Source organism: Streptomyces sp. (assembly GCF_035563135.1).
In the GTDB taxonomy this organism is placed as follows: Bacteria; Actinomycetota; Actinomycetes; order Streptomycetales; family Streptomycetaceae; genus Streptomyces.
Genome location: NZ_DATMVN010000473.1, coordinates 1 through 5,973, shown reverse-complemented (window position 1 = coordinate 5,973; position 5,973 = coordinate 1). Strand labels below are relative to the sequence as shown.

At 67.5% G+C, this 5,973-nt stretch carries 8 protein-coding genes; 6 read left to right on the top strand and 2 right to left on the bottom strand.

The window, feature by feature from the left end; all coding sequences use genetic code 11:
- Positions 1-203: GNAT family N-acetyltransferase (locus VN520_RS20935; RefSeq protein WP_325748467.1), on the top strand; the 203-nt coding region annotated here is incomplete at its 5' end.
- Between the two features lie 145 nt (positions 204-348).
- Here the strand turns inward: VN520_RS20935 and VN520_RS20930 are convergent.
- Positions 349-615: a hypothetical protein gene (locus tag VN520_RS20930; RefSeq protein WP_325748466.1), complete on the bottom strand. Its 267-nt coding sequence runs from the start codon at positions 613-615 to the stop codon at positions 349-351.
- A 107-nt stretch (positions 616-722) separates the two neighbouring features.
- Here VN520_RS20930 and VN520_RS20925 point away from each other — a divergent pair, with 107 nt between their 5' ends.
- Positions 723-1,643 carry a hypothetical protein gene (locus tag VN520_RS20925; protein WP_325748465.1) on the top strand — a complete coding sequence of 307 codons (921 nt, stop codon included), beginning with the start codon at positions 723-725 and terminating at the stop codon, positions 1,641-1,643.
- A gap of 1,291 nt (positions 1,644-2,934) precedes the next feature.
- Here VN520_RS20925 and VN520_RS20920 read toward each other — a convergent pair.
- The gene (locus VN520_RS20920) at positions 2,935-3,378 is read right to left on the bottom strand and encodes a GntR family transcriptional regulator (RefSeq protein ID WP_325748464.1); all 444 of its coding nucleotides are present in this window, start codon (positions 3,376-3,378) and stop codon (positions 2,935-2,937) included.
- A gap of 159 nt (positions 3,379-3,537) precedes the next feature.
- Between VN520_RS20920 and VN520_RS20915 the strand changes: the two genes are divergently transcribed.
- The 4 genes from VN520_RS20915 to VN520_RS20900 form a co-directional block, all read left to right on the top strand.
- The gene (locus tag VN520_RS20915; RefSeq protein ID WP_325748463.1) at positions 3,538-3,924 is read left to right on the top strand and encodes a hypothetical protein; all 387 of its coding nucleotides are present in this window, start codon (positions 3,538-3,540) and stop codon (positions 3,922-3,924) included.
- Between the two features lie 162 nt (positions 3,925-4,086).
- Positions 4,087-5,499, top strand: coding sequence for a cell division protein FtsK (locus tag VN520_RS20910; protein ID WP_325748462.1), 1,413 nt, complete (start codon positions 4,087-4,089; stop codon positions 5,497-5,499).
- Positions 5,500-5,533: 34 nt separating this feature from the next.
- Positions 5,534-5,686 carry a hypothetical protein gene (locus VN520_RS20905; RefSeq protein WP_325748461.1) on the top strand — a complete coding sequence of 51 codons (153 nt, stop codon included), beginning with the start codon at positions 5,534-5,536 and terminating at the stop codon, positions 5,684-5,686.
- 48 nt (positions 5,687-5,734) lie between these two features.
- Positions 5,735-5,973, top strand: a 239-nt coding sequence (locus VN520_RS20900; protein WP_325748460.1) for a DUF2637 domain-containing protein, incomplete at its 3' end; no start/stop codon positions are given.

Here is a 5,973-nt window from a genome sequence, read left to right as displayed (position 1 = left end):
TCCTCCCTCAGTACTTCGCCGTCCTGCCCGAAACCCGGGGCCAGGGCCTCGGACGCGTCCTGTGGCGGGCCGCCATGCACTGGGGCCAGACCCACGGCGCCGCCTACCAACTCCTCCAGACCGAGGTCGACGGCCCCTCCGACCACCTCTGCCAGACCGAAGGACTCACCTCCCTCGGCTTCACCCACACCACAGCCGCCTAGCTCCGGACCGCACCGCTTTCTCTGGTCGGCGAGAAGAAGGCGCTCTGATGGCAAAGCAGCAGAAGCGAGCCTCGGAACCGGTTCGCGGTCCCAGGCTCGCTCGTTTGCTGTGGCGGTGAGAACACACCATTTGTGCGCCGGAAATCTACCTCTTGGAGATGGCGAGGAAAGCAGCGATCGCACCTGTGATCGTGACGACGAGGGTCACGCCAGCGACCGCGACTGTGAGCGGGGTCGCGAGCGAGGGATGCGCGATAGTCACGTAGAGCAGGCCAGCTCCGATGATGAGGATGACGAGGACGAAAAGCAGGATCAGGAGAGAGAGCAAGGCCGCGGCAGCCGGGCCTGCGGGAGCCGGGTAGGACTGCTGGGGCTGGGCGGAAGGCGTCTGGGTGGAGCTGCTGTTGGTCATGGCACGAGCGTCGTCGCAATCGTCAAAAATTCCTGCCCCACAAAATCGGGGGTGTTCTCCGGACGACCCCGACGGTGCGGAACGCGGGCTTGCGAGATAGTGGCCGTATGGCATTCGGGATGCGGTTCGGCGAGATCGAGATGGACCTCACCGAGACCGGCGTCACCCTGCGGAATCTCTACGGGTGGCCGGGCTGGGTGGTAGAGGTCGACATCGACTGGTCGACCTGGAGCGCGCGCACCGTCCGGGACGTCCCGCCCCCTCGAACCCGGAGCAACGCCCGGCGACCGACCGACGACCCCGAACTGGTCCGGCGCATAAGAAAGGCAGCTGAGGCGGCCAAGGAAGTCCCCCGCAGCTCGATTTGGGTGGTCTCCCTGGCTCTTCCCACGCCGCACAAGAAGAAGACAGACGGCGTGCAGCTGCGAGCCGCCACCATCGCCACGATGTACAACTACGCGCTCAAGCTCGGCCTCTCCCCGAAGCGCGCCATCTCGGAGGTCTACGACCTCCCTCTGGTAGGAGCCGGGACTGAGCGCGCGCAACCCTCCCGTAAATTCGAGCGCTGGATCAACCAGGCCCGTAAGACCATCAACCCAGAAACCGGCAGGCCGTACCTCCAGCCCTACATCAGCGAGCTTCACGCCCCCAGGCTGTGGCCGATCGGCCGCGGACACCCACTGGAGCCGCGCCGCGCGCAGCCAGCGATTCCCGAGCCCGTCCGAGAAGGACGGTACGCCGGCCGCGTCCTGACCTTGAGGGTGTCAAGAACGGCGCCGCCGGACTGGGCAGTCCAAGAGGCCCGGGAACGAGGATCCCGGATGATCGGCCCGGACCTGGTCATCGAAGGGTCCTGGTCCAACGGCGAGGAATCGCCGCCACTTCCCGTGTTGCGGGGCGTCAGCCCGGGGGAGACCCCCCGCCGGGTGCAGAGCCTGGTCAAGGAGCTGGAGGGGCGCTATCCCGGGGCGAAGGTCACGGCCACGGTCAGCGCCCAGGCGATGGGACAGCCCCCCAGAGCGGGCTGATCGCGGCGTCGGACCGGGACCCCAGTCGTACCGCGGAAAGTTCTGCGAAAGGGCATGCTCGACTGCGCCGGAGGACCGCTACTGCCGAAGCAATACCAACCGGATGGGCGGGGCTGAGCCAAAGGTGCCGCGGTCGCCGACATGTCTTCGGGACAGAACTGTTCCTCTGACCCGTGCCGTTGGCGACCTCAGCCACAGAAAGTCAGCCACGACGGTGGGTGCGCCGAACAAGCACCCGCCACGTGTGTCTCCAGCAACCACCCACCGGCCCCGGCCACGCTTCCCCAGCGCGTCACGGTCTCGGCCACGTTGCAGCCTGAGCGCTGCCTCCAACCTCGCCTGATGGATGGGCGGGAGACCGATCGCCGGTTCACGACTGGCTGACCGGCAATTTGCGTTGTCCGATGCGGACTTAGCAAGCGTCCCGCTCCTTCTGGCCGTGCTCGCCGTTGGGCAGCTGTCGGGGTTCTTCACGGGTCTGACTGCCCGCTTCTCGGGCTTTTGCGGCGCGAGTGGGCGGGGCCGTCGCGGGCGGTGGCGGAGACATGGAGCCGGCGGCGGCCTGGGGCCGCCGCGCCGCGCGGCCCGCGCCAGCGGGCCGCCTTGATCCAGTAAAGAAACTTTGGACAGCTCGCCCCTTCGGCTGCCTCGGCCAGTAGAGATTGGCCTGTTTTGCCATGTTTCGCTCCGGTCTGCTCGCGGGATCGCCGGAATCTATCCATAGGCTCTCGGCCGTTTGATGTTCCTACTGGAAGTCGTCCACAGGAATGCAGCCGAGCGGGGCCGCTGGAGAGGTGCGGGAATGCGCGTTCTGAGGGGGTGTCCGCTTTCGCTGATTGCGTGCGGCTCGCGCCGGAGGTTCCGGGGCCTACATGCACAGAGAATGAGAAATGTGACCCACGCCACATTTACACATGGTCACGCGGGATCCGGTTGCGAGACCCTCACAGCGGCTGACGGCTTCCCGGGAGGCGGAACTGCTCTGCGGTACTGCCGCCCACATGACGGGACGCGCCAAGGGATTTTGACAGCCTCTCCCGCCCGGCGGGTCGCGGGGTTGTGGCGAGATGCCCGATCGCAGCAGGCTTCCAGAGAAGGTGCCGGATGGTGCACGCGCGCTTCACCAGGGCGGGTCATCGAGGGGTTCTGCGGGACGGAACGAATGAACGGCGCGGCGATGGACGGGGAACAGTGAACGAGTCGGAGATATCAGCGCTGGACGCGAACGTGACACTCCTCGCGGCCGAAGTGGCCGACCTCGCCGCGCTCATGCAACAGGTGACGCGCGAGATTAAGCGTCTTCGCCAAGCGTTTGATCCTTCAGCCACTGAATGAGCTCAAGCGCTTCAACAAGCGTTTCACGCATGGAAGCGACGTCACGTCGAAGGTCTGCGACCTCTTGAGAAAGGCGGACGTACCGCGCATCGGCGGTTGAACCGGCAGCGTCGCCGGCCAGGGAGGTTCCCCCTGCCCCCTCCGCGGCCGCGTCGGACTCAGGGGCGGGGCGGCGAATGAAGCTGCCTCGCCCCTGGACGCTGTAGATCAACCCTTCGCTCTTGAGCAGCCGGAACGCGTTCTGCACTGTGGCGCTGGCGAGCCCGAACTTCTCTTGCAGCTCCCGCGAGGACGGCACCTTGTCGCCAGGCCCTAGCTCGCCGCTCTGGATCTGGCGCCGCAGATAGTCGGCCACCTGGACGTAGGGCGGGCGGGAGTCGTCTTCGAGGGGCAGCGTCATGCCCGCAGGATACGGCCGCAGCCTCTGTCATACCTATGGAACGCATGGATAGCAGGACCCCTCCAACGCCTGGGTGTTGCAGTACACCCAGGCGTTGTGGATACCTCTGGGTGTGGCCGGATCACTGGTCACGAACCCGACTGAAAGGGCTTATGCGCCATGGCCAGGACCGTTATCCGGGTGCACGTGCTCCCCACCACGAACGTCATGACCGGCACGCCGGCAGTGCCGAAGTGGAAGGACCAGGAGAACGGCATCCGCGCGGTGGACTTCGAGACCGGTGCGCCGCTGTGCACCCTGACGCTCTTCGTGATGGAGGGCGAGCGCGCTGAGGCACTGAAGGTGACCGTTCCGCAGACCGGTCTGCCCAACGGTCTGCACCCGGGCCGGTTCGTCCGCCCGGTGGACCTCTTCGCGAGCCCGTGGGCGCGGATCTTCAACGACCAGCTTCAGGAGGGCGTGGCCTACCGCTGCGCGGCGCTGGAGCTGGTCGACGCCCCTGCCATGCCGCAGGAGACGACCGGGCCCGAGGGTGCTGAGGCGTGACGTCGCTCCCCGCGCGCCGGGGTGAGACCCCGGATGGCGGCCGTCCGCTCGTGATCTTCATCGACGAGGCGGCCGCCGTCCTGGTGGCACCGCGCCCCTGCCCTTGCCTTTCCCCACGCACCTGGTGCGGCGCGATCTCTCGAACGGAACGAAGGAAGACCGGTGAACGAACTCAACGAAGCTTTCGGCTGGCTCCGTGCAGCGGTGTGGCTCGGGCTCGGACTGCTCACCCTGTGGGCCGTGGTCTGGGTGATCCGCTACCTGCGGGCGTCGCCGATGGAGCGGATCAGCATCCGGCAGGCGATACGGATCCGTTGGGGCTGGAAGCGGCTGGCGCGGATGTGCGGGCTGTCGGTCACGGACAAGATGCCGACCGCCCTGGCCTCGCTCGCGGCCTCGGACGGCAAGGAACCCAAACCCCGCGTCCTGGTCCCGGCTCTGAAGGTCACCCCGGACGCCTTCGGGGTGATGGCTGGGGCAACCTGCCTGCCGAAGGTGGGTCTGGCGGAGTTCCAGAAGGCCGCTCCCTATCTGGCGGACGCCTGGCGCATGGACCGCGTGTCCGTGTTGCCGGGTGAGAAGCCCGGACAGGTCACGCTGCGCGGGGTGCGGGTGGATCCGCTGATCACGCCGACCGTTCATGTGCCCAACGGCCGCCCGCCGGAGGAGTACGCGGTGTGGGAGCTGGGGGTGGACGAGTTCGGCTTGCCCGTGGTCGTGCCCCTGAAAGAGGTCCCCGGGGTGGCCATGGGCGGATTGCCGGGCTTCGGGAAGACGTCATGCGTGAACCGGCTGGTGTGTGACTGGGCGCCCTCGTCGGCCATCCAGTTCGTCTTCTTCGACGGAAAGGTCTCCCACGCCTACGAGGGCGACTACGCCGACCTCGTGCAGCGCGCGTTCGAGTTCTGCGGGGACGATCTGGAGGAGGCGAACAGGAAGCTGAAGGAACTCGTACAGCTGCGCCGCGCCCGCTCCGCGTCCATCCGCCGCGTGCTGGGCGTGAAGAACATGTGGCACGTCGGTCCCTCGGAGGACTGGCCGCTCATCGTCGTCGTCATCGACGAGGCCCATACCTACTTCCGCGACTACAAGGGCTCCGACCCGGCTACCAAGAAGCTGGCCGCGCTCGCGGCGGAGAACGCCCGCCTGGTGGAGGACCTGGTGAAGAAGGGCCGCTCGGTCGGTTTCCTGACCCTGCTGACCACGCAGAAGACCACCGGAGACGCGATCCCCACCTTCATCCGCGACGTGTGCCCGGTCGGGCTGTCATTCGCGCAGAAGACCGCCGACGCCGCCGTGGCCGCGCTCGGTGACGACATCCGCGAGTGGCCCGACGCCAGCCCGGCCACCCTCCAGGACCCCGCCTACGTCGGCGTCGCAGTCATGTCTCAGCACGGCCGCCCCGGCTTCATCCGCATCCGCACCCCCTACGTCGCCGACCGGGACGCCGCCCGCGTCGCCGAACAGACCACCCACCTCGTTCGCCACCCGGCCAAGCTCCTGGAAGACCTGATCCACCGCACGGGCGTGGAGCTCAACAACGAGGACCCCGAGCCCCCGGCGGAAGCGGCCTGAGATGCGCCCCTCCATGCGGATCTACATCCGACACATGCGCAAGGCCATCACTACCGGGGACCTTGGCCGCGCCGCGCGGATAGGCATCGCCGCCCACCGCATCGCCAACACCCACGAACGCCAGGTCCTGGAGACCTACCTCGGTCCGAACGTCGCCCACAGGGCCGAACTCGTCCCCACGAGCTGACCCGCTGGCCTCGGCCCCAACTCCCCTTGGAAGGAGGTGAATCCCTTCATGTCAGAAGACCGGATCACTCAGCGCACCGTGACCGTGGTCATGGCAGTCATCGCCCTGCTGGCCTTCGTGTTCTCCTTCGGCAACGTCTGGACCCTGGCCCTGCGCCTGGGCGTCCCCGACCCTGTCGCGCCCCTGATCGCGCCGATGGTGGACCTGTCCGTCCTCGGCCTCCTGGTCGCCCTGCGGTACCTGTCCCTGCGCGGCGTGGCCGCCGACGACCTCAAGGGCGCGAACCG

Excerpts from the sequence above, each read along its gene's own strand:
- VN520_RS20930 (WP_325748466.1), bottom strand. The coding sequence starts at position 615 with ATGACCAACAGCAGCTCCACCCAGACGCCTTCCGCCCAGCCCCAGCAG.
- VN520_RS20925 (WP_325748465.1), top strand. The coding sequence starts at position 723 with ATGGCATTCGGGATGCGGTTCGGCGAGATCGAGATGGACCTCACCGAG.
- VN520_RS20920 (WP_325748464.1), bottom strand. The coding sequence starts at position 3,378 with ATGACGCTGCCCCTCGAAGACGACTCCCGCCCGCCCTACGTCCAGGTG.
- VN520_RS20915 (WP_325748463.1), top strand. The coding sequence starts at position 3,538 with ATGGCCAGGACCGTTATCCGGGTGCACGTGCTCCCCACCACGAACGTC.
- VN520_RS20905 (WP_325748461.1), top strand. The coding sequence starts at position 5,534 with ATGCGCAAGGCCATCACTACCGGGGACCTTGGCCGCGCCGCGCGGATA.